Annotated in this window: 22 protein-coding genes; 5 read left to right on the plus strand and 17 right to left on the minus strand. The window is 35.4% G+C overall.

Annotation, left to right across the window (positions count from 1 at the left end; all coding sequences use genetic code 11):
- Positions 1–105 precede the first annotated feature (105 nt).
- A complete protein-coding gene (locus ACIQ7N_RS16700; protein ID WP_402934078.1) occupies positions 106–1,221 on the plus strand; it encodes a hypothetical protein in 1,116 nt (371 codons plus the stop codon).
- Positions 1,222–1,606: 385 nt separating this feature from the next.
- The gene (locus tag ACIQ7N_RS16705) at positions 1,607–3,313 is read left to right on the plus strand and encodes a methyl-accepting chemotaxis protein (RefSeq protein ID WP_402934081.1); all 1,707 of its coding nucleotides are present in this window, start codon (positions 1,607–1,609) and stop codon (positions 3,311–3,313) included.
- Between the two features lie 617 nt (positions 3,314–3,930).
- Here the strand turns inward: ACIQ7N_RS16705 and ACIQ7N_RS16710 are convergent.
- From ACIQ7N_RS16710 to ACIQ7N_RS16720, 3 genes are read right to left on the minus strand one after another with little or no spacing between them, the layout of a single operon-like run.
- Positions 3,931–4,197 carry a hypothetical protein gene (locus tag ACIQ7N_RS16710; protein ID WP_402934084.1) on the minus strand — a complete coding sequence of 89 codons (267 nt, stop codon included), beginning with the start codon at positions 4,195–4,197 and terminating at the stop codon, positions 3,931–3,933.
- Between the two features lie 22 nt (positions 4,198–4,219).
- Positions 4,220–5,236 (minus strand): inorganic phosphate transporter, encoded by a 1,017-nt coding sequence (locus ACIQ7N_RS16715; RefSeq protein WP_132362871.1) that lies wholly within the window; start codon positions 5,234–5,236, stop codon positions 4,220–4,222.
- A gap of 15 nt (positions 5,237–5,251) precedes the next feature.
- The gene (locus ACIQ7N_RS16720; RefSeq protein WP_132363005.1) at positions 5,252–5,872 is read right to left on the minus strand and encodes a DUF47 domain-containing protein; all 621 of its coding nucleotides are present in this window, start codon (positions 5,870–5,872) and stop codon (positions 5,252–5,254) included.
- A 399-nt stretch (positions 5,873–6,271) separates the two neighbouring features.
- Between ACIQ7N_RS16720 and ACIQ7N_RS16725 the strand changes: the two genes are divergently transcribed.
- Both ACIQ7N_RS16725 and nhaC read left to right on the plus strand, forming a co-directional pair.
- On the plus strand, positions 6,272–7,039 hold the full coding sequence (locus ACIQ7N_RS16725; protein ID WP_402934087.1) for a sulfite exporter TauE/SafE family protein: 768 nt from the start codon (positions 6,272–6,274) through the stop codon (positions 7,037–7,039).
- 109 nt (positions 7,040–7,148) lie between these two features.
- The gene (gene nhaC / locus ACIQ7N_RS16730) at positions 7,149–8,531 is read left to right on the plus strand and encodes a Na+/H+ antiporter NhaC (RefSeq protein ID WP_402934090.1); all 1,383 of its coding nucleotides are present in this window, start codon (positions 7,149–7,151) and stop codon (positions 8,529–8,531) included.
- Between the two features lie 405 nt (positions 8,532–8,936).
- Here nhaC and ACIQ7N_RS16735 read toward each other — a convergent pair whose 3' ends face one another.
- From ACIQ7N_RS16735 to ytaF, 3 genes are all read right to left on the minus strand, one after another.
- On the minus strand, positions 8,937–9,875 hold the full coding sequence (locus ACIQ7N_RS16735; protein ID WP_402934093.1) for an LCP family protein: 939 nt from the start codon (positions 9,873–9,875) through the stop codon (positions 8,937–8,939).
- 30 nt (positions 9,876–9,905) lie between these two features.
- Positions 9,906–10,547, minus strand: a complete 642-nt coding sequence (locus tag ACIQ7N_RS16740) for a helix-turn-helix domain-containing protein (protein ID WP_402934096.1) — start codon at positions 10,545–10,547, stop codon at positions 9,906–9,908.
- A gap of 99 nt (positions 10,548–10,646) precedes the next feature.
- The gene (ytaF, locus tag ACIQ7N_RS16745) at positions 10,647–11,273 is read right to left on the minus strand and encodes a sporulation membrane protein YtaF (protein ID WP_402934099.1); all 627 of its coding nucleotides are present in this window, start codon (positions 11,271–11,273) and stop codon (positions 10,647–10,649) included.
- A gap of 315 nt (positions 11,274–11,588) precedes the next feature.
- Here ytaF and ACIQ7N_RS16750 point away from each other — a divergent pair, with 315 nt between their 5' ends.
- A complete protein-coding gene (locus tag ACIQ7N_RS16750; protein ID WP_402934102.1) occupies positions 11,589–12,347 on the plus strand; it encodes a class I SAM-dependent methyltransferase in 759 nt (252 codons plus the stop codon).
- A gap of 99 nt (positions 12,348–12,446) precedes the next feature.
- Here ACIQ7N_RS16750 and ACIQ7N_RS16755 read toward each other — a convergent pair whose 3' ends face one another.
- The 11 genes from ACIQ7N_RS16755 to nagE all read right to left on the minus strand — a co-directional run bounded on the left by ACIQ7N_RS16755 (position 12,447) and on the right by nagE (position 22,029).
- On the minus strand, positions 12,447–12,854 hold the full coding sequence (locus ACIQ7N_RS16755; RefSeq protein ID WP_402934104.1) for a GNAT family N-acetyltransferase: 408 nt from the start codon (positions 12,852–12,854) through the stop codon (positions 12,447–12,449).
- 334 nt (positions 12,855–13,188) lie between these two features.
- Positions 13,189–13,512, minus strand: coding sequence for a YnfA family protein (locus ACIQ7N_RS16760; protein ID WP_402934107.1), 324 nt, complete (start codon positions 13,510–13,512; stop codon positions 13,189–13,191).
- Positions 13,513–13,797: 285 nt separating this feature from the next.
- Positions 13,798–14,052, minus strand: coding sequence for a hypothetical protein (locus ACIQ7N_RS16765; protein WP_402934109.1), 255 nt, complete (start codon positions 14,050–14,052; stop codon positions 13,798–13,800).
- A gap of 86 nt (positions 14,053–14,138) precedes the next feature.
- On the minus strand, positions 14,139–14,312 hold the full coding sequence (locus ACIQ7N_RS16770) for a hypothetical protein (protein WP_402934112.1): 174 nt from the start codon (positions 14,310–14,312) through the stop codon (positions 14,139–14,141).
- A 177-nt stretch (positions 14,313–14,489) separates the two neighbouring features.
- On the minus strand, positions 14,490–15,227 hold the full coding sequence (locus ACIQ7N_RS16775; RefSeq protein ID WP_402934115.1) for an urease accessory protein UreH domain-containing protein: 738 nt from the start codon (positions 15,225–15,227) through the stop codon (positions 14,490–14,492).
- A 146-nt stretch (positions 15,228–15,373) separates the two neighbouring features.
- Positions 15,374–16,891, minus strand: coding sequence for a multicopper oxidase family protein (locus tag ACIQ7N_RS16780; RefSeq protein WP_402934118.1), 1,518 nt, complete (start codon positions 16,889–16,891; stop codon positions 15,374–15,376).
- Positions 16,892–16,938: 47 nt separating this feature from the next.
- Positions 16,939–17,982, minus strand: a complete 1,044-nt coding sequence (locus ACIQ7N_RS16785; RefSeq protein WP_402934120.1) for a sensor histidine kinase — start codon at positions 17,980–17,982, stop codon at positions 16,939–16,941.
- On the minus strand, positions 17,979–18,641 hold the full coding sequence (locus tag ACIQ7N_RS16790) for a response regulator transcription factor (protein ID WP_402934123.1): 663 nt from the start codon (positions 18,639–18,641) through the stop codon (positions 17,979–17,981). Before ACIQ7N_RS16790 ends, ACIQ7N_RS16785 begins: the two co-directional genes overlap by 4 nt.
- 143 nt (positions 18,642–18,784) lie before the next feature.
- Positions 18,785–18,919: a hypothetical protein gene (locus ACIQ7N_RS16795; protein WP_402934126.1), complete on the minus strand. Its 135-nt coding sequence runs from the start codon at positions 18,917–18,919 to the stop codon at positions 18,785–18,787.
- Positions 18,920–19,294: 375 nt separating this feature from the next.
- Entirely contained in the window at positions 19,295–19,984 is a 690-nt protein-coding gene (locus ACIQ7N_RS16800; RefSeq protein WP_402934129.1) for a glucosamine-6-phosphate deaminase, read from the minus strand.
- A 98-nt stretch (positions 19,985–20,082) separates the two neighbouring features.
- On the minus strand, positions 20,083–22,029 hold the full coding sequence (gene nagE / locus ACIQ7N_RS16805) for an N-acetylglucosamine-specific PTS transporter subunit IIBC (RefSeq protein ID WP_402934131.1): 1,947 nt from the start codon (positions 22,027–22,029) through the stop codon (positions 20,083–20,085).
- Between the last annotated feature and the right edge of the window lie 210 nt (positions 22,030–22,239).

The following is a 22,239-nucleotide window of genomic DNA, read 5'->3' on the forward strand; positions in this document are numbered from 1 at the left end:
GGCGACTATCTCCTATAGGAAACCCAACAGATCCCCAGTTGTCCGGATCAACTGGAAATTCTATCGGAAAGAGCTCTTACTACTAATATACGAGGAGAAATAAATATGAAAAAAACAACTAAAAAATCTTGGATGATTGTATCAGCACTAACAATAGGAATGGCTGTTTTCACGCCACATCAAGCTGAGGCAGCAACAGCAAAAACAACAAACGAAATAACTGTTAAAGCTGAGCAACAAATTAAAGGAACGATTAAAGGCGTTTACGGAGATAGCATCACAGTTAAAGGGAAAGACGGCAAAAACTATTATATTGGAATTCAGAAATTTTCAGATGAGCAATTAGAAAAAATGAACTTAGTAGAGGGTCAGGAAATCTCTATCGAAGGTAGCTTAGTACAAGATTATTCAGACTTCTATACGTTTGATGTATACAAAAAGAGCTTACCTAAAGAAATAACAAAAGAAGACCTAGCAAAATTAGAAAAATTGTTTAATCAAACGAAGAAATTAGAAAAAGAAGAGAAATATGATGAAGTAGAAAAAATTAATCTTGAAATGGTTAAAATCACAAAGCCGTATATTTTAGCCAGCTGGGTACCTGCATCCTTTGAAGAGCTCATTGAAGAGTATGGATTTAGTGAAAAAAATATAGTTATTAAAGAAAACGATCAAAAACAACTGAAGGCTATTTATCAACAGTGGATTAAACTGGAGAAATCCGGTAAAGAGGACAAAGCACAAGAAAAATTTGATGAATTTATAAAGGTTCTTCAACCTTACTTAGATGCTCTAAATCCACCGTTAACATTTGAAGAATACATCTCAGATTTGGAATTAGATATTCCAGCTGAAGCTATGCCAAAACTAAAAACTTTATACAATGATGCTAAAAAAGCTGATAAAGATAAAAATGATCAATTATCTGAAAAGCTCTGGAGTGAATTTGATGAAATGATTACTCCTTATTTTAAGCCACTTAGCTTTGAAGATTACTTATCTAACTTTGATTTCGAAATTAAGGCAAATGATAAAAAACAATTAAAAAAGCTTTATGAAGAAGCAACAGCTCTTGCTAAAGCAGGTGACGATGAAAAAGCTAATGAAAAATGGGCTGCTATCGATCAAATTTTAGATCCATATTATAAAGCAAATAAAGAAATTCTTATTTCAGCATCTAAAGTAACGATAAACGGTAAAGTTTATCTTTCAAAGCAATAATAATATATTTCGGGGTTATCCAACAGTCATTAAACAATGATTTAGGGATTAACCCCTTTCTAATTTCCTTATAGATCAGTACAGTGCGCTTTGGCCTCTACAGATGAAGATTTAGTCACTTTCCTATTCAAACAGCCTTACTATAACACCCTATCACCCTACAAATACGGTAAAATTCGTCCCCTTATTTTGGATTTTTTCCGAGTGATCTCGATTGCAATAAGCTGTAACTCTTCATCTTTCATAAAAATCCCACAATTCTCACTTCTCTTATTTAAATCTTAAATGTGATATATTATTACAAAATCTAAATTACTCAATATATCCAATGTTATTACTATATCCCACTTTTTCCGAAGATATTTGAGCTGATGGAGGAAATATTTTGAAAAACTTATCGATTAAAAAGAAAGTTCTAACGCTTATTACGTCCGCTGTTATATTTTTGCTAATTATTTCTGGTGGTGGTTTTTATTACACTAACGATATGGCAAAAAAATCTAGTGAAATGTACGACGAATCACTTTTGCCAATTGAATATATCGGTCAAGCTCGAACTGATATTCGTGCGATGGATTCTTTCGTTTTAGAACTCATGATTACTACAGAAGCAAGTGATAATGCTGAGCTAAAGACAATGATCTCCGAGAGAGCTGAAAGTGTTAAAGACTCAATCATGAAATTTGAAACCATTTACCATGGCAATGAAGATGAACAAAAAATGTTAAAATCTCTTAAATCCAATGTTGATAGTTATTTTAGCACTATGGCAGATGTTATTGATTTGGCTAGTCAGAACCGAAACGCAGAAGCCTATTCTATTTACACCACAATTTTAGATGATTTTGCTGAGAATATGGCAAGTGATGCACGCGATCTTATGACTCAAGGTTCCGAAGATGCCAATAAACTAAATGAAGAAAATAAACAAAGTCTCTTCACTACTATGCTTATTTCTTCCATTCTCTCTGTTGTGGCCATTATTTTCTTTATTACATTGGCAACATGGATTGCACGATTAATTGTGAATCCAGTTAAAGAGTTACAGGCAATTATGTTAAAGGCAGGCAACGGTGATTTGACTGTGCAAGGTACATATTCATCCAAAGATGAAATCGGTCAATTAACACAATCATTTAACACGATGATTAATAATATTCGTAATACAGTAATAAAAGTGACTGAAACTGCTAATCATGTAGCCTCAGCATCTGAAGAGTTAAATGTTAATGCAGCAGAAACTACAAAAGCAACAGAGATGGTTGCAAATACAATGGAAACTATCGCTCATGGATCAGCAGAGCAACTAAATAGTGTTTCCAACACAGTCAATACCGTTAATGAGCTTTCGACAGGTGTTCAACAAGTGGCTGGAAATGCTCAAGCTGTCAGCGAACTTTCAGGGGATTCTTTATCCCTAGTGATAAATGGTATGAATGCAGCGAATCAAATGAATCAACAAATGATAGACATCACAGAACAGGTAAAAGGCTTATCCGACGTTGTCGACTTGTTAGGAAAACGTTCTAATGAAATTGGTCAAATTATTGATTCGATTACAGCAATTGCTGAACAAACAAATCTCCTTGCCTTGAACGCCGCAATTGAAGCCGCACGTGCTGGCGAGCATGGGAAGGGCTTTGCCGTTGTTGCAGATGAGGTTAGAAAATTAGCGGAACAGTCTGCTGTTTCTTCAAACCAAATTGAAGTGTTGATTTCAGAGACACAAAAAGATACTCAAACGGCTGTTGAATCAATGAAGTTAGTAACAGCTGGAGTTAATGAAGGAATTAAAACAACAGAAAATACACGTACTACTTTCGCTGCAATTCAAAGTGCCATTAAAAGTGTTACGATGCAGGTAGAAGAAGTATCTGCAGCAGTCGAACAAATGGCAGCAGGCACCGAAGAAATTGTTGGTAGTGTCAATACGATCCACTCCATAACTAAATCTAACGCAGCAGGCACAGAGAGTATTTCTGCTACGACTGAAGAACAAACGGCATCCATGGAGGAAATTTCATCATCTGCTTATGCACTTGCAAACTTGGCAGAGGAGTTAAGGGTATTGGCAGCTCAATTCCGTGTATAATCACAGACAACACCGCCCTTAACATTTAAATGTAACTTTGTACATTTTTTAAAGAATAACAACATCAGTCATATAAAAAGAAGCGGCAAGATTATTTTTTGATCTAAACCGCTTCTTCTATGGTTAAAAATTTTTAAAAGGAATAGACAATATTTCAATTTGCCTCCTATTAACTTGAGTAGCTTATCTTTTTCATATTTTCCTCTGTAAGTTCCTCCCATACCTTTTCTTTCGTCCTAGATATTAAGTTTCAATCTACATCTAAAATTTAATACCATGTTCTATCCTCCACCTCTTTTATATTTTAAAACAATTGATTTGCACTCGCTGCACTAATCACCTCGCCCATAGACCAAAAATTTCAAAATGAGTAATACACGTCCACTCTTAATTTCTTTATAATCGACTTCTCATTTTATTAATTGCCACATCTGCTTTCCGTCGTTATACTCAGGCCTTCCGTCGCTTCGTCTTTTCTTCCGTCTCTCTGCTCTGGCCTTCCGTCTCTTAGCCTTTTCTTTCTTATCGCTCTGCTCTGCCTTCCGTCGCTTCGTCTTTACTTTCTGTCGCTCTGCCCTTGCCTTCCGTCACTTCGCCTTTTCTTTCCGTCATCTGCTCTAACCTTCTATCGCTTCGCCTTTTCTTTCCGTCGCTCTACTCGTGCCTTCCGTCGCTTGTTCTTTTCTTTCCGTCGCTCTACTTGTGCCTTCCGTCGTTTCGCCTTTTCTTCCGTCTCTCTGCTCTGGCCTTCCGTCATTTCGTCTTTTCTTTCCGTCGCTCTGCTCTGGCCTTCCGTCACTTCGTCTCTCTTTCCGTCGCTCTACCCTGTCTTTCTGTCTGTCAATCCATTTCGAATTAATTAAACAAAAAAGGAATGCACGCAATTTGTGCATTCCCCTCACTAGGTTAGAAAAATAAACTTAATATGAAATAAATAGCTGCCGCCATGACTGCGGAAATTGGCATGGTGATTACCCATGTTGTCACGATTTTTCGCGCCATGCCCCATTTAACACCTTTTACACGGTGTGCTGTTCCTACTCCCATGATAGATGAAGAAATTACATGTGTTGTAGAAACTGGTAAGTGAATTAGCGTAGCACCGAAGATGATGGACGCAGAAGCAAGGTCTGCTGCAACACCGTTTACTGGACGGATTTTCATAATCTTGCCACCGACTGTTTTGATGATTTTATAACCACCTACAGATGTACCAAGACCCATTGCACATGCTGCTGCAAAACGTACCCAGAAAGGAATGTCATCTGTGTGATGCAAGCCTCCTGCAATTAAAGCGAGCGTAATTATCCCCATTGCTTTTTGAGCATCATTAGTACCGTGAGTAAATGATTGTAAAGCTGCTGTACCAATTTGCATTGTCCGGAAGCCTTTATTCGTTCGATATAAATTTGTATCCTTAAATAGAACTTTCAATAAAGTCATCATTAAGAAACCGGCTGCAAATGCAAGTAATGGCGAGAAAATAAGTGCTTGAATGATTTTTATAAAGCCGCTATAGTTCAATACATTAAAGCCAGCAGCTGCAATTGCAGCACCCGCCACTGAGCCAATTAATGTATGTGATGAACTAGATGGAATTCCAAAGTACCACGTTACTAAATTCCATGTAATGGCTGATAATAATGCCGCTAAAATAACGACTGAACCTGTAGTATCTCCATTAAAAGCATTTAAGCTAAACGGGTCAACAATATCTTTTGTTAATGCTTTCGCTACCCCAACGAATGTTATAGCTCCAATGAAGTTCATAAGTGCAGCCATGTATACTGCAGTACGTGGCCTCAATGCCCTCGTCGATACAGAAGTTGCAATCGCGTTGGCTGTATCATGGAAGCCGTTAATAAAATCGAACACAAGTGCGAATATAACGACTAATATTGTTATCAGTAATATTGTATCCATTTCGTACTCTCCATCTTACGCGTTACGCATAATTATTGTTTCAATTGTATTAGCTACAGTTTGACAGTAGTCTGCAATATCTTCAAATTGTTCATAGATACTCTTGAATACCATGAGGCGCATCGGATCTTTTTCTTGAATAAATAATTGCTTCATTGATGAGCGGAAAATTTCATCACATTCACGCTCATAGTCCTTAATTTGAATAGCATGTTTACGCATTTCAACAAGCTTTTTACTATTTAATAGCTCCATTGCTTGGACCATTTCATCTGTACTTTTCGCAATATATGTTAAGAATTGGCGCATCGGGTCTGTAACTTCTGTTAAATTGTACATGTCAAAATGAGCAATACAGCCTTCCATTCCATCAATAACATCATCTAATTTATTGGCAAGTGATAAAATATCTTCACGCTCGATAGGTGTCATAAATGATTTATTGAGCATAACGATAAGCTCGTGAATCAATTTATCTCCACTTGTTTCATATCGCTTCATTGTGTCTGCGATTTCTTTTAGTGAATCTATATTTTCAATACGTGCGTTATGAGCGTAATAAATACCTTCTTTAACGTTTTTAGAAATGTTTAATAATGCTTTAAAAAATGGATCTTGCTTGTTTGAGTTGAACATCATGTTCCTCCTGTTGAATGAATATTGTCGATTTCTGCAATCATCATAACAAAACTTTCACATAGTTCTACAAATTTTTAAAGATAAAATAGTTGAATTTACAAAAATGTAATATAAAATTTGCCACAATTATTTTTAGATACTTTTATAAGTTGAAAACGTTGGAAACTCGATAATAAAAAATATCAATTTTCCTTAAAAATCACCGTTTTTTCTTTTATTTTTATAAAAATACTTGAAAAAACAATTTTTTTCTTCATTTTTTCTTCGTTGCCAATGTTAAGGAATTGTAAACGATATTTACATGACGAAAGATAAACTCCATTGTCATTTATTACAATTCGCAGTACTGTTAAAAGAAAAGTTTATCTTACAAATAAGGATGTGAGTATCATACATATGGACATCGATTTACTATCACTTGTAATTCTTTTAGCACTTGGCTTTATCGCATCCTTTTTAAATGCGATTGTCGGTGGCGGAGGATTAATTTCGTTACCTGCGCTTTTGGCTGTTGGTTTACCTCCAAGTACAGCAATTGCCACAAACAAACTCGCCAATACAATTAGCAATGGGACTAGCATGTTAACTTTTTTACGAGCTGGCAAAGTTGATGTGAACAAGAATAAGAAAATAATGCCTTTTATTTTTATTGGTTCATTCATGGGTGCATATACGGTGCATCTCGTATCTCCAGCTATTTTAAAGCCTCTAATGCTTGTTATGCTCGTACTAGTAACAGCTTATACGGTTTTCAAAAAAGATTGGGGTCAAAAACCTGAAGAGCGATCATTAAGTACTCTTAAGAAAATAGCCTTCGTTGGCGCTTTTGCTGCTGTTGGCTTTTACGATGGTTTCTTCGGGCCTGGTACTGGTTCTTTTTTTATTTTCCTTTTATTAATGATGGGAAATGATTTCTTACAGGCAGCGGGAAATGCAAAAGCCTTTAATTTCACATCGAACTTAGCCGCGCTTGCTATGTTTTTACTATTAGGAAAGGTTAATTTTGTATACGGTCTACCTATGGGCTTCGTTATGATTTTCGGTGCGATAATGGGGTCAAAATTTGCGCTGAAACGTGGGACAAAAATGATGCGTATTATTTTTATCATCATGACTTGTACATTAATTGTCAAAAATGCATGGGATTATTTCATCACCCATTAAGTACAGTACTACCAATTTCATCAATCGATTGACAAATTATATTAGCGTGCTATAATTCTTTTAGGCTTCACCGCGTTGAAGCGAGGAAGTAACAAGTAGGAGGATTAGCATGTTTCGAATAGAAGCTAAGAGTAACCCTCGATTTATTGAGGCAAGCTTTATAATACTATTAATAATTGCCATGATGGCGCTCAGTATTGGGTTTTTAAAAGCAACACCCCATATACCTATTTTTCTTGTCATTTCACTTTTAATTGCCTATGGATTACTAAAAAAAGTTCCTTTTCGTGAGCTTGAAACTGGTATGATTGCTGGTGCAAGTGCTGGACTTGGGGCTATTTTTATTTTCTTCTTTATTGGTATTTTAATTTCGAGTTGGATTATGGGTGGCACAATTCCAACACTTATCTATTACGGTTTTTTAACAGTTACACCAAGTTTTTTCTTTGCGATCGTATTTTTGATTTGTAGTATCGTTGGTGTTTCTGTAGGTAGTTCTTTAACTACTGTAGCAACTGTTGGCGTTGCCTTTATGGGAATTGCTGGTGCAATGGACCTCTCATTAGCTATAACAGCTGGTGCGATTGTTTCAGGAGCTTTCTTTGGTGATAAAATGTCTCCGTTATCGGATACAACCAATCTTGCATCTGGTACGGTTGGCGTCGATCTTTTCGAGCATATTAAAAATATGGGTTGGACAACCATTCCAGCATTCGTAATCTCATTCGTCCTTTATGCAATATTATCACCAACAGAAGCAAATACTTCATTTGAAACAGTTGAGCAATTTAAAGATGGATTACTGTCTACTGGTCTTATTCATTGGTATACATTATTGCCAATTGTTGTTCTTGTTATTATGACTTTTTATAAAGCGCCTGCACTTATCACACTCGCAGTCGTCTCAGTTATCGGTGTTGGACTTGCCTACATACAAGAACCTATTGCATTATCGAATGTCTTTAAAATGCTTTTTGAAGGCTATGTATCTAGTACGGGAAATAAAGATGTAGATGCATTACTGAGTCGTGGTGGTATGAACAGTATGTTATTTACAATTGCCTTAGTCTTATTAGCATTAACAATGGGCGGTCTATTATTTACGCTCGGCATTATTCAAAGTATTTTAGCGAAGGTAGAGAGCTTCTTCAAAAGCGTTGGCTCTGTCATTACAGGAGCTGCCATTACGGGGATTGGTGTTAACACATTAATTGGTGAGCAATATTTATCTATCCTACTTACTGGTGAAGCTTTTAAAGCACAATTTGAGAAGGTAGGACTTGCCCCTAAAAATTTATCACGTGTTATGGAGGACGCAGGTACTGTAGTCAATCCTCTAGTTCCGTGGAGTGTTTGTGGTATGTTCATTGCTAGTGTACTAGATATACCAACAACAACTTACTTGCCTTTTACCTTCTTCTGTCTACTCGGACCAATTTTGACAATTATCTTTGGTTGGAGCGGTAAAACATTAACAAAGCTTGAAAAATAAAATTGGTAGCTGATGAATTCATCAGCAACCTTTTTCTATTATTAGAGTCCGAACTAGGTGGTACTTCAGCATCATCCCACGTAATGAATGGTACTATCTCTGTTTCTAAAAAAACGCCTTTATTTTGATACCTTTCATCGAAACTAATGCTTATATGATCAAAAATATGACTTTATTTCAACATTTGGAGAAAGTTTAGTAGATTTGCTTTCACAAGGAATTTTGGATGTAGCAAGATCAGTTAATATGAGAATTTTCACGCATCTGATGGTAATGTAATTTGCCGATAAGGGAACCCATAAAATAACAAAAGAGTATGTTTTGAAATAATTGTTCAAAACATACTCTAATTTTTGCCCTGCTAACTACTTAATGATGTTGTCACCTTTTGTCCCATCAAATATCTTAGTCATTTTTTTCATTGTCCTTTGATGATAAAAAGTCTTCTAATGCCTGTTTGTTCTTATCTAAGTCAATATCCAAGACGTCACCTACGTTGACACGTTTGTCTTCATAAGCATCTGCAATAGGAATTCGTAAAGTGTCAATACCTTTAGAGTTTCCTTTTACTATCCCTTTTGCAATTGTAAGGATTGTTTTATTATCAACATTTGTATCAATGTAGGAATCTGCAACGCCAAGTATTTTTGGCAAGTTCATTAAGCTCGAAACACCTATTTGTTCCTTCACCTTACCCAAAACCTCTTGCTGGCGTTCCACTCGCCCAAAATCACTTAAGCGATCGTGACGGAAACGTACATAACCTAATAACTCGTTACCATGTAAAACTTGTTCCCCAGGATGTAATGTCATACCAATTCCATGAGACATTTCATAAGGAATATCAACCTCTATCCCATCAGGTGCTAAAAGATCTATAATTTTAGGGAATCCTTTAAAATCTACAAGAGCGTAGTAATTTACATCAATATCAAAATTTTGCTTAATTGTTTTCCTTACAAGTTCAGGACCTCCTAAAGCAAAAGCAGCATTTATTTTATTCATTCCGTGATCTGGGATGTCGACATACGTATCCCTCATAATCGAAACAAGTTTGACATCATTTGTCGTTTGATCATAGTGTGCAATCATTAAACTATCCGATCTACCATCCTCGTCTCTAGCGTCACTTCCCATTAATAGCACATTAATCTGACCAAATTGCACATCCGCTCCTTCAAATGGGTCAAACGCCTTTTCGTTATCTTTTAAATGACTATCGTCTGCCATAGCCAATCCGCTATTATATTGATAAACCCCATAAATAATCCCTGCTACGATTACTAATGCGAATGCTAAGAACAAATTCCTTAGCCATTTACGGCCCTTTTTGCTTCTTTTCATAAATAAATCCACCTATCACTTAAGTCTAAGTTATTTTTTTAGTAATGCCTTTGTAGTAAGTTGCACAGCTATTGCATCGTCTAGATAACCAATAGGAAATAAATAATCCGGTATAACATCTACTGGAATAATAAAATATAATAATGTACTTCCAATTAAGGTTAGTTCAAAAATGGTTCCCTTCCCCAATGTAAACTTCTCATATAACTCTTTTAATTTGCTTATAAACGGCCCAATGCTTCCTACACTCTTAATTTTTTCGTCAAAATCATTAAGAATCGAATTTTTACCTTCCTCTGTTTGCGCATAGAGTCCATAGCTTTCTAGTTTCTGTTCAACATGAGACACCGAAAATTCATCATCATAAACATTAGAAGATTTAAGAAGAGATTGTATTGCGTCAACAGAGGTATGAATATCTGAATCTGATTCTTCTTGTCTCTGTTCAATTGGGTATCCTGCTGCTTCAAAAAGATTGATTAAAGGAACATCAAGGCAGTCTGCAAATTTTTCTAAATGTTGTGGTGTCGCATTTCTCTTACCATTTATTATCCGTGAGATCGTAGCTGTGTCGATTCCAGTGAGTTCACTAAACTTCCGCATAGATAATGAACGTTCTTTCAATAACTCTCTCAGCATTAAACCAAGTGTACTGTTTTTCTGTTCAGCCATTATCGATTCTCCCTTCTTACAGGCTTAAAGTAGTGTCAAACATGAAATGATCATTCTCAAGAAGTGTATAATTTTGTTGACATTTTGTCAACAAATTAATTAGAAGAAAGCAGCAAAAGCAATGATTATCAACATTACTCCACTAATTATTGTTCCAAATTGCCCTACAGTAAATGAACCGATCCGAACATCTGCTACTTTACTCCCTAACTTGACACCTAACCAAACAGTAATAAAACTCCCAATTGCAGCAAGTATCGAGATGACAAGTGGTGAAAGACCAAGTAGACCTGCACCTACACCATTCGTTAATGCATTCGCCGCTAAGGCAATGCCGAGAAGTACAGCCTCTCCCCATCCAATTTCACCAGACTTATTGAATTGAGCTTCCTCGGGATTCCTTAAAATATCTTGAACATTATTATTAGCATTGTTTTTATTCACTTTTGAAGTTTCTTGTTTCCGCGGTTTCGCCAATAGAATAATCCGAATTCCGATTATACATAATAATATCGCTCCGATGACGACAGGAAGCATACCTGGAAGAATTTTTGACAGCCATACGCCAAATGTAATGCCTGCCATACTCATTAGAAAACAAATGATCGAGATTAAAATATTTTTATCAAATCTAACATTTATCTTTCGAATGCCGTAAGAAAGTCCGACACCCAAATTATCAATACTAGATGAAAAAGTAAAAGCCAAAATGATTAACCAAGTCACGATACCACATCCCTTATTTTTTTATATCATATTACTCGCATTGACAAATGGTACCTATTTATGCGAAAAATGTTGACAAAAAAACAACAAAATTTTGGTAACACAATTAAGTATGCGAATGAATAAAAAAATATTGGCTATCAGCAAAATCCGGCTGGGGCTTTCAATGAACCAATTGAGCCAACGGGTATCAGTCGAAAGCGGTATCGCATTATTTATAGCGTTTATCCCTTCTATATTCCAATATGGAATCAAAATTGATCATTTTACGCATTTCTGTTCAATTAAACTTTTTGATAAGCTCATAGAAAGGAGATGAGGGAAATAACAACAAAATGGAATGCCAATTTATATGATCAAAAGCATGACTTTGTTCCAAAATTCGGAAGGAGCTTAGTAGATCTGCTTGCACCACAAAAAAATGAGGAAATTTTAGACGTAGGTTGTGGCACAGGTGATTTAGCCCATGAAATTGCAGCTCTTGGTGCCAAAATTCAAGAGATAGATACCTCTCATGACATGATTATTGCTGCACAGCAAAAATACCCAGACATTACGTTTCAAACAATGGATGCTACCGTACTTAACATGACAAATCAATTCGTCGCAGTCTTTTCAAATGCTACATTACGTTGGATAAACAGTTGGATGAAGTCATTCAAAAATATTTACAATGCACTGAAACAAGGGGGTCGTTTCGTTGCTGAAATGGGAGGTCACGGTAATATTGCTTCTATTGTTTGGGCACTGCAAAAAAGTATGAAGGAATTAAAATTGTCTTATATTGAGGATTACTTCCCTTGGTATTTTCCAACTTTAGAAGAATATCAGTCGAAATTAGTAGGCGCTGGATTTACAGTTGAAATGATTACGCTATATGAGCGCCCAACACCGCTTCTAGGCGAAAACAGGTTACGTAATTGGCTAAAAATGTTCAGTCATAATATTCTAAAGCATTTATCAGAAAATGAAAAAGAACAGATTTATGCAAAATGCAGAAAATTATTACAGTCAAAATTTTATCAGAATCATCAATGGTTTGCTGATTATTGTAGATTACGCTTTGTTGCCTAAAAAAATAACAGCCATTACACACACGAAATCGCAGAAGGCTTTGATGAATAACGTAGCACGTAAAAACGCTTGAAAATATCCAAGCGTTTTTCTTTATATTTATTTAATTCCAGACTGCATTTCGTAATTTCTAACGAGCATTCCGTTTGATTTTAACATTCCTAACTTCTCATAATAAGGAACTAAGTCATCATCACAACATAAATCAATCATATAGATATCTTCAAGCTCCTTTAACATTTGTTTGACTAATTCCTTGCCAATACCTTTATTTTTATACTCCGGCAACACTTCAAGGAACGGAATGTAGGCAGATAAAACGCCATCGCTAATCGCAGTTATAAATCCTACTACTTGATTCGTATGGTTATCTAAAGCAACGACTATCTTACTACTGTTTGTTAACAGCTTTAAGTGAGTTTGTGGATTAGGCGGATTCGGCCAATCTACAAAAAAGCCAGTCAACATTTCAGAAGAAATTCCATCAAGAGAATTTTGGTATATCAACTTATATCAACTCCTAAATTATTTTTAAATTTTTAGGTAGATGATAGGTATTAAAAATAAAGTAGCAAAATGGCAACCTCCAAACATTTCTGGGATTTCATAAAAAATTCGATTTCAAGTTCTTAAAATCCTTCTTTTTGTACTTTTTGATTACATTCAAGGAATAAATCTTGGTTATATCCAGTAATTTAAGTAAACAAATAGCATGTATATTTTCATTTACTTTAAATATTCTTCATAGCATTTTCAAAAACCGCCTTAATTTAAAGTAAAAAAACCCTTCACAATCATGATTTTACTCAAATTGTAAAGGTTCATAAAAAGATTTTATTTATCATGAACGAGGGATTAAAATCACCAAAACACCAATCAAACAAATGCCTGCTCCAACGAAATCTAAGATGTCTGGTTTTTTTCCGTCGATTCCCCAACCCCACAAAATGGAAAGGACAATAAAAACACCTCCATAGGCAGCGTAGACTCTTCCAAAGGTTGGGAAGGACTGAAACGTAGCGACAACTCCATATAAAGCCAATACAATCCCGCCTATAACTCCCCAATAAAATGGTTTACCTTCTCTTAACCACAGCCAAATTAAATAGCCACCCCCTATTTCTCCAATTCCTGCGAGGATAAATAAAAATGTTGCACTAATCATTTTTTTCACTCTTTCTGTATATGTTTCAGTATCTGCTCTATTATACATAAAAACACGTTACAAATAATGAAATCAAAAATTCTCCTGTATAACGAAGGGTAAGAGACAGTTTAATTAAACGGAGGGGTGCGAAAATATTTAAAGATGATATCGCTATTATGTTTTTACTCCCCCCCTCTTATAACACTTTTTAAATATGTTACAGTCTTTATTGTTGGCTGTTATCGGGTATAGATTGTTGTTATTAGTACATAAAGACCCTATTATTTATATAATACCTTTTGATTAATAACCCCATTTGGTAATTGCGTATATTATTTCTTTTGGATTCGGATCGTGTTCTAAATAGCCTAGATATTGAGAAACCAAAACACCATGGCTAAAATCTTGACTAATAATCCAAATAGCATCATTGTTGATATGTTCCCATAGAAGTCTAAAGTTCATTAATGCCCATTTTCCGTCAACAAGAAATATTGGACAATCATCTATCCCAAAAAACAAGTACACTAATCGATTTTCAATTGTAATTCCTTCCACATAATGAATAACCTCTTGTTCCCAACAAAATCTTTTCTGAAATCACTATATTTAATCGCAAAATCCACTTTATGTAATTCATAATTTCATTTCTCGTGAACTTTATTTAAAATTTTTTCTAATTCTGGAGAAGTAATCAACTCACTTTTTTCTATAACACTTGAAATATGTTTAGGAAATAAATTCATTAAATTAGTTCTCTGATTTTTTTGTTTGACAACTTTTATTTTTTGCTGCACTAGTCTTTTTCGTTCATCCATAATCTCACCCCAATGCATTTTAGCACCCTTATAATACTAATAATTCGTGTGAAAATACCGATTTTTAATCATTCATGAATTAGATCACCCCAATCATATATTCCCACTTTAGATAAAATGTGAAATTCAAATTAATTACGATGTTTATAAGCCTTTTAGAAGCGAAGTTCTTCCTCTCTAATACAATCCCAAGTATGTAATCGTATCTGCTACGCCTATAATAATCAGAATAACACCCGCTACAATTTGAATCACTCTTCCCATTTTCATGCTTGTACGCATAATGAATCTTTTTGCGTCAAAAAAATGAATAAGCCCCAGCATCACTAGTAGTGGTACAGAAGTTGCTATACCAAAAATGGCCGGTAACACTACCCCATACGAAGAGGTTACGACTGTTGGCATTAACCACACGAAAAATAGCACAAACATCGTAGGGCAAAAGGCTATGGAAAAACTAGCGCCCATCAGAAAGGAGCCAATTTTACCTTCTTTTAACACAGCCGGAATATAATTAGGAATTCGATTTAGAAATTTCAATTTTAAAATTCCAATTAGCACGAGTCCTGTTATGAACATGATCGGACCAATTGCTTTGCGAAAAATAGGAAAATACTTAGTCATCTCAGTTTCAAAGGACTGACCGAAAAGCCAAGCGAAGAAACCTATTATACTAAATACAACAACTTTCCCTAGAATAAAAAATACAATTTCTTGCCAATTGTTTTTCGTTTGAAATGTCCGATTTCCATAAAAGGTGATTGCACTTATATTCCCCGTTAATTGACAAGGTGCTAAAGCGCCTATTAATCCAAGAAGAATCGCAACAATGAAAGGAGAATGTTCATAGGAGTTCAAAAATACTGTAATAGGGTCACTAATGAATTGGCTTATTTTTGACATTAAACTATACATCTATAAACACCTTCTATTTTTTTATATCAGATGACAAACTGCTTAAAATGCCTCCATATCCTCTCGTAAAAAACATAAAAGAAAAATCCCGTATTAAAAATTAACACAGGATTTTAATCAATCTTCATTTTAACCACAATTAAGCATTAATCCACCTGAATTTGACCCATCATTCCATTATCCTCATGCTCTAAAATATGACAATGGAACATGTAGATGCCCTTATGTTTAAATTGTACAGCTATTTTTACTGTCTCATCTGGTTTTACGGAGATTGTGTCCTTCCATCCTTGTTCATTTTCAGGTGGCTTTTTCTCATCACGAGAGAGTACTTTAAATTGTGCTCCATGAATATGGAATGGATGAATCATGCCGCCCATCATATCCGGCTTATTATAAATTTCCCATACCTCAGTAACACCTTGTTTTTGGGTAAAATCAATTCTTTCCGGATCAAATTTCTTGCCGTTTATCGTGACCATGTCCATCATTCCAAAGAGTTCCACTTTTTTTGTAACAGGTAGATCCACTTTTTTACCTTCTAATGATAGATCATTTAATTTTTTAGGGAGCATACTTGCCTCTCCACTTTGATCTGTAACTACAAATGGTAAAAGGACAGATCCATCCTCATTTATTAAAGCTAGGTCATTAACGTCCTTTATTTTTGAAAAGTCAACTACGATTTCTACCCTTTCGGATGGCGTTAATGTAATCTCTTTTAAAGAAACGGGTTCATTCAAGAAACCACCATCTGTTGCGATTTGAAGAAAGGAATCCCCTGTATTCAATTTAAAGGTATAATTTCTCGCATTAGATCCATTTAATAAACGAAGGCGCACTTTCTCTTTCTTTACAGTCAATTTAGGATTGAGCGTTCCATTAATTAATAATGTATCTCCAATCGTTCCATCTGTGTTCATTGTAACGCGATAATTCAATTGCTTCTTATCATCAAATATTCTATCCTGGAAAATCAAAGGGAAATCGTTCTTTCCATAATCATTTGGCAATCCAAGACTTTTTGAATGATCATCTTCAATATAAACTAAACCTGCAAGCCCGTTATATACCTGTTCAGCCGTTTTTCCATGTGGATGGGGATGGAACCATAGCGTTGCTGCTTCCTGATTCACTTTAAATTCGAGAATTTTTTCTTCTCCAGGTTTCAGAATGCTTTGAGGCCCACCATCTTTTTCCCCTGACACTTCTAGTCCATGCCAATGAAAAGTTGTATTCTCATCAAGTTCATTGATAGTTCTAATCTTTACAGCTTCACCTTTTTCAAGACGAATCATCGGTCCGAGAAACGATCCGTTATACCCATACGTATTTGTTTGAACACCATCGAATATTTCTGTTTTTCCTTTTTGTGCCCTAACTGTGTATACAACTTCATCCTTTTTATTACTTTTAAGTTCAGCAGGGACTTTTACTTCATTTACTCCTGTCGAATTGTTTAAACTTACCACATTACTGTGACTCTCATGGTCCTTCATCTTGTCATGATCCATGTCTTTCATATCTTTTGTAGAGTGTTCCATACCATCCATGTTCATAGAGGAATGATCCATATCCTTCATATCGTTACTATTTCCTTGACTACAAGCCCCAAGTATGCCCAAACTCGCAATAATACTTGCTGCTAATGCTATTTTCCTCATATCAACCATTCCTTTCACCATAAGTATATAGAACAGTTGTGTAGAAATTATGTAGAAAGAGGCATTTGTATACAAAATGTAGTTCCTCTATTTTTTTCACTTTTGACGGAAATTGTACCGTTATGTGCTTCCACAAGTTTTTTGGTAATTGTCATACCAATACCATTGCCAGTATATCGATTTTCCACTCGATAATTTCGCTCAAAGATTTTTTTACTTGTTTCATCATCCATACCAATTCCATTATCATTTACAAGAATTATATAATCGTCATTTTCTTTAAATAATTTAATTAGTATAATGCCATCTTTTTGCACATGGTACATAGCATTTTTTATAATATTGTGTAGAATTTGATTCAATCTCAAAGCATCGACCTTTGCATGGATTGTTTTGTCTAAATCTAAATCTACCTGAATTTCTTTTTCAAGTAATTCACTTGCCAACGTAATCACAGACTTTTCAATTACATTAGCAATCGGTTGCTCTTTCATCATGACCTTAAATGTAGGATTATTAATATCATTTAAGGTATCCAATTCTCCAACAAGAAGAATTAGCCTATCAATTTCCTCAACACATGCTTTCAAACGAGCTGGAGTAGCTGTCCAAATCCCATCTTCAAATGCACTTAAATAGCTTTTTATTGAGGCTAATGGATTACGAATTTCATGTGCAAGATCCTGTGTCATTTCTTTACGACGGAGTTCATAAGTGTTTAACGTTTCATCTAGTTTCATCAGTGATCTACCTAATTGACCAATTTGATCATTAATCGTATAACTTATCTTTAAGTGCCGGTCTCCACGCACTAGTCTTAACGCAAAGTGATTCAGTTCTTGGATAGGTTTCGTTAATGTTTTTGCAATTAACAAACTAGAAATTACTATAAAAATAAGTAAAAGGCCTAATGACCACATGGCCGTTTCCCTTAATGCCATATCAAAATGGTGAATTAATTCCTTAGAATCTGTAATATGGAGCATCATCAAATGTTCATGACCTTTATACAGTAATATCCCTGTGATAAATAAAAGTATGCTTGTAGAAAAGATAGCTATAATTAAGGCAATTTTTATATGAAATTTCATTGATTTATAACCTTTTCATTTATTTTGTAGCCCAAACCGAAGACAGTTTGGATGTACTCTTCCTTAACTTTTTTACGGATATTTTTAATATGTTGATCCACAATACGTGGATTCATGTCCGAATCAAAGCAATAAATTTTTTGAATAATATCATCCCTGCTAAAAACCTTTTTAGGATTTTCAGCTAGTAATAGTAAAATGCTAAATTCATGTGGCGTAAGCTGAATACTTTGATGATGTACAAATACTTTTCTCTCATCTTTATGGAATTCCAACTGTCCTAAAATAATAATTTGGTTTTTATATGAACTGGGTAACAACCGCTCTGCTCTTATTAATATTTCTTTAGGATGAAATGGTTTAACGACATAGTCATCTGCACCCATTTTAAATCCAATTACCTTATCATCAATAGAGATTTTTGCTGTAAGCATAATCACAGGAATATCGTAATTTGATTTTACATATTGGCAAATATCTTCTCCCGCCATATCTGGCAACATTAAATCTAAAATAATCATATCAAGAGGTACTTGATCGATCATTTGAATTGCGGATTCTCCTGTATGTGCAATATATGTATGATCTCCGTTATTTTCAAAATAAGATGACAATACCTCTGTAATTTTTTCTTCATCATCTACGATTAATACTTTCATTTTCCTATTACACCAACTTTATATAAGAATTCATAAAACAAATTTCATACATACTCTCAAGCTAATAACCTGTTAATGAATTTTTTAGATTTGAACTTTAAGTTAGAGAAATTCTTCTTCCAAACTTTAATTCTTGCTCTATATTAATTATTAACTACATCTTTGTAAATCAGATGACAAACTGCTAAGAACGCCTCAACATCACGTTGTTCTGCAGTCTCACGAAAATTCTCTTTTTTCGCTGCAACAATAAAAGTTCGTAACCATTCTGTTTCCATAAACATGCCTCTCTAGTTTTTCATTCATTATATCGAATTCTATTTACGTCTTGAAACATTTTCTACACAACACTACCGCCTTGGCATAATTGCGTCCGGAATTGGCTTTGTCCTAAGGCCTGCACATGTCTTTTGCGCGAAAGCGTAGCGGCAGCGGCACAGATGCAGGGCAGATAGCTGTTGTCGCAATGGATGCGATGATTTTAGGCTAACATACTTTATTAACCCCTTTATCCGCCGGAGGCTTTAATTTATTGCAGCGGCTGTTGTACACCTGTAAAAAAAGCAGTTGAAGCTCTACAATTTCTTGTATCTTCAACTGCTTTTTATCTTGTCTAATAGTACATGACTAGCTGGACATACGAGGACGTTTCCCTACTCTTGTAAATCTGTTAATATCACAACATTTGGATGCTTTGTTAAAACACTTGCTGGCACATCTTCCGTATAGTCAGATGCAAGTACATGTTTAAAAACATCACGTTTTGCATCTCCAACAGCGATTAACAAAATGCATTTTGCGCGCATAATGGAGTGAATCCCCATCGTAATGGCTTGCGTTGGTACTTCTTCGATAGAATCAAAGAAGCGTGCATTTGCTTGGCGAGTAGATTGTTCAAGCGTTATCAGATGAGTCAATGAATCAAATGCTGTTCCTGGTTCATTGAAACCGATATGGCCATTTTGTCCGATACCAAGCAATTGGAAATCTAACGGATGCTGTTGTAATAAAGATTCATAGCGAGCAGCTTCCTCTGTAGGATTATCAGCTAAACCATTCGGTAAATAGGCTTCTTTAAACGGTTTATGACGAAATAAATGTGTAGCCATATAATATGCATAGCTTTGTTCATGTTTAGCACTTAGTCCAACATATTCGTCTAAATTAAAGCTAATACAATCGGAAAAATCAACCTCAGTCTCACAGATTTTAGAATATAGCGGTTCCATTGTACCTCCTGTAGCTAAACCGAACGTTGTAGCACCGTTATTTTTTGCATTCGTTATAATGTCTACTGCACGAGCGTATAATTCATTTCTAGAAGAATAACGTTCTAATTTCAATTCTAGATGCCCCTTTCCTCAAATTCATTAAAGCTCCATTCCTTGTAAATCACATTCTAAAAGTTGTAATGTTCCCCTTTTATTCAAATCCTTGTTTATTATTTTTTAATAGAAATAATATTATTAGAACCAGCTCGTTGGAAACCGGATTTTTCAAGTGTAACTCCTCGTCCAATTAAATTTGTGAATACAATTGGTGTGACGATAGAAGGTACTTTGTCTTTAATGTTCTTAAAGTCTACTTTTAATAACGGATCACCCCGTTGAATCAACTGCCCCTCTGAAACTATCATTTCAAACCCTTCACCGTTTAGCTTGACAGTATCTAAACCAACATGAATTAGTATTTCTACACCTGTATCGGATTTTAAGCCGATAGCATGCTTCGTTGGGAAAATCATGACTACTCTTCCATCAAACGGTGCATAAACCGTACCATCTGTCGGATGAATGCCAAAACCGGGTCCCATTATACCTGATGAAAAGGCTTCGTCAGGCACTTCAGCTAACGGTATTAAATCACCTGTCATGGGCATTTCAAAATCATCTGAAGAAATTGTTGCTTGTGCTACAGTCTCTTTAATAATAGACGGATCTTGCTGTAAAGAAATATTTGCAGGAGTTGGGTTACCTTTTTTCAGGCGATCTTTCATAGCTTCTGCTAAAAATTCGACGGATGTACCAATAATCACTTGTACGTTTGTCTTATTAATTCGCATAACACCACGCGCACCCGTTTGTTTTAACATTTTTTCATCCACCTGATCCACATCGCCAACAGTCATACGAAGACGGGTTGTGCAGTAATCAACTTGCTTAATATTAGTTGGTCCACCTAACGCTTCGATTGTTTTGTAAGCTCGAACATCTAAATCGTTAGATAGAGCTGAATCAGCTTCCGTTCCGTCCTCCTCTTCATCCTCACGACCTGGCGTTTTTAAGTCTAGTTTCTTGATTAAGAAATAAAAAATAACGAAGTAAATAGCGCCAAAACCTAATCCCAATGGAATTAATAGCCATGGTCTATCTGCTAAACCAAAGTTTAATAAATAGTCAATTAAACCTGCTGAAAAACCGAAACCATCACGGAATCCAATCATATAAGAGATCGCAAGCGAAATACCTGTTAATACAGCATGGATACCATAAAGTACAGGTGATAAGAACATAAAGGTAAATTCAATCGGCTCTGTCACGCCTGTTAAAAATGCTGTTAACGCGATGGATACAAACATACCACCGACTACTGCACGTTTTTCCTTTTTCGCTGCAAAATACATCGCAAGACACGCTGCTGGTAACCCAAACATCATGATTGGGAAGAAACCTGCTTGGAAATGTCCTGCTGTTGGGTCTCCTGCTAAAAAGCGATGGATGTCCCCTTTGACCAGTTCGCCTGCAGCATTTGTAAATTCGCCAAAATCAAACCAGATGATTGTATTAATAACATGATGTAGACCTACTGGAATTAATAGACGATTGAAAAAACCATACATTCCTACCCCAAGTGATCCTGCCCCAATAAACCAGTTCCCTACTGCATCGATTCCACCTTGAATTGGTCCCCACACTAAAGCTAAAATACTAGCTAAAACCGCCATTGTAATAGACGTTATAATGGGTACAAATCGCCGTCCTCCAAAGAAGGATAACCATTCTGGAAATTTAACATTATAAAATTTGTTATACAGTAAACCTGCTGTAACACCAGCAATAATACCGCCAAATACGCCCATATTTAAGTCTTTATTAACGGCCCCTAAGACTGCGACTAATATAAGATGGGCAATGGCACCTGCTAACGCAGCACCACCACTATTATCGTGCGCAAAGCCTATTGCAATACCGATTGCAAAAATAATGGGTAAATTACCTAAAATAGCATCACCTGAAGCAGCCATAATGCTTGCAATATAATGCACAACGTCATTCGGTACTGCACCAAGCATATCATCAGAGCCTAAACGTAATAGTAATGCAGCTGCTGGTAAAGTAGCGATTGGAAACATTAACGACCTACCAATTTTTTGTAAGAAAGCTAACAATTTTCCGCCCCCCTTTAGGTATAGTTGTCTATACCAATTATTGTACTATCTATTATATTCTTTATCTAGAAAAAAACAACCAATTTTCAGAATTTTCTATTTTCATAACTTAAATTCAACCTTTATGTATTTTATTTATATTCTAAAAATTGTCTCATCCAGACAAAAAAAGCACCTCCAATTGTTAGTTATATTTCTAACAATTGAGGT

This window comes from Lysinibacillus sp. NPDC095746 (assembly GCF_044763535.1).
GTDB lineage: Bacteria > Bacillota > Bacilli > Bacillales_A > Planococcaceae > Lysinibacillus.

What these genes read in the sequence shown, in the direction of transcription:
- ACIQ7N_RS16700 (WP_402934078.1), top strand. Translation starts at nt 106, where the DNA reads ATGAAAAAAACAACTAAAAAATCTTGGATGATTGTATCAGCACTAACA.
- ACIQ7N_RS16715 (WP_132362871.1), bottom strand. Translation starts at nt 5,236, where the DNA reads ATGGATACAATATTACTGATAACAATATTAGTCGTTATATTCGCACTT.
- ACIQ7N_RS16720 (WP_132363005.1), bottom strand. Translation starts at nt 5,872, where the DNA reads ATGTTCAACTCAAACAAGCAAGATCCATTTTTTAAAGCATTATTAAAC.
- ACIQ7N_RS16725 (WP_402934087.1), top strand. Translation starts at nt 6,272, where the DNA reads ATGGACATCGATTTACTATCACTTGTAATTCTTTTAGCACTTGGCTTT.
- nhaC (WP_402934090.1), top strand. Translation starts at nt 7,149, where the DNA reads ATGTTTCGAATAGAAGCTAAGAGTAACCCTCGATTTATTGAGGCAAGC.
- ACIQ7N_RS16735 (WP_402934093.1), bottom strand. Translation starts at nt 9,875, where the DNA reads ATGAAAAGAAGCAAAAAGGGCCGTAAATGGCTAAGGAATTTGTTCTTA.
- ACIQ7N_RS16740 (WP_402934096.1), bottom strand. Translation starts at nt 10,547, where the DNA reads ATGGCTGAACAGAAAAACAGTACACTTGGTTTAATGCTGAGAGAGTTA.
- ACIQ7N_RS16750 (WP_402934102.1), top strand. Translation starts at nt 11,589, where the DNA reads ATGAGGGAAATAACAACAAAATGGAATGCCAATTTATATGATCAAAAG.
- ACIQ7N_RS16760 (WP_402934107.1), bottom strand. Translation starts at nt 13,512, where the DNA reads ATGATTAGTGCAACATTTTTATTTATCCTCGCAGGAATTGGAGAAATA.
- ACIQ7N_RS16770 (WP_402934112.1), bottom strand. Translation starts at nt 14,312, where the DNA reads ATGGATGAACGAAAAAGACTAGTGCAGCAAAAAATAAAAGTTGTCAAA.
- ACIQ7N_RS16775 (WP_402934115.1), bottom strand. Translation starts at nt 15,227, where the DNA reads ATGTATAGTTTAATGTCAAAAATAAGCCAATTCATTAGTGACCCTATT.
- ACIQ7N_RS16780 (WP_402934118.1), bottom strand. Translation starts at nt 16,891, where the DNA reads ATGAGGAAAATAGCATTAGCAGCAAGTATTATTGCGAGTTTGGGCATA.
- ACIQ7N_RS16785 (WP_402934120.1), bottom strand. Translation starts at nt 17,982, where the DNA reads ATGAAATTTCATATAAAAATTGCCTTAATTATAGCTATCTTTTCTACA.
- ACIQ7N_RS16790 (WP_402934123.1), bottom strand. Translation starts at nt 18,641, where the DNA reads ATGAAAGTATTAATCGTAGATGATGAAGAAAAAATTACAGAGGTATTG.
- ACIQ7N_RS16795 (WP_402934126.1), bottom strand. Translation starts at nt 18,919, where the DNA reads ATGGAAACAGAATGGTTACGAACTTTTATTGTTGCAGCGAAAAAAGAG.